This is a genomic window from Streptomyces scopuliridis RB72, from assembly GCF_000718095.1.
GTDB lineage: Bacteria > Actinomycetota > Actinomycetes > Streptomycetales > Streptomycetaceae > Streptomyces > Streptomyces scopuliridis.
In genome coordinates this window covers 1-613 of sequence record NZ_JOEI01000093.1, presented here as the reverse complement: position 1 = coordinate 613, position 613 = coordinate 1, and the positions used below count along the sequence as shown (strand labels likewise).

The following is a 613-nucleotide window of genomic DNA, read 5'->3' as shown; positions in this document are numbered from 1 at the left end:
GGATGTCTCGGCGGATCTGGTGGTGCTGGCGGGTGAGGCGTTCCCTGCCGGTCTGCTGGAGCAGACCCGTCAGGCTATGCCGGGTGCGGTCGTGGCCAATATCTATGGTCCGACTGAGGCGACGGTCTATGCGACGGGCTGGTTCTCGGATGCGGACCAGGTGCCTGAAGGGCCGATGGTGCCGATCGGTCGCCCGGTGGCGGGCAAGGCCACGTATGTGCTTGACGGTGGACTGTCTCCTGCTCCGGTCGGTGTCTGGGGGACGGGTGATGTGGTGCGGTGGCGTGCGGATGGGGTGTTGGAGTATGCGGGTCGCGGTGATGATCAGGTCAAGGTGCGGGGGTTCCGTATCGAACTCGGCGAGATCGAGAGCGTATTGACGTCTCACGCGTCGGTTGTTCAGTCGGTGGTGGTGGCGAGGGAGGATCGTCCGGGTGTGAAGCGCCTGGCCGCCTACCTGGTCGCTGACGGGGATGTGGGCCTGGACGTCGACGCGGTACGCGAGCACGTGGCGTCGGCTCTGCCCGAGTACATGGTCCCGGCGGCCTTCGTCGTACTGGACTCGCTGCCCCTGAACGCCAACGGCAAGCTGGACCGTCGTTCCCTGCCCGCG

1 protein-coding gene is annotated in these 613 nt (G+C 66.6%); it reads left to right on the top strand.

What is annotated here, in order from left to right; translation table 11 throughout:
• A partial coding sequence (locus IF11_RS37495; protein ID WP_037729521.1) for an AMP-binding enzyme occupies window positions 1–613 on the top strand: 613 nt, incomplete at both ends.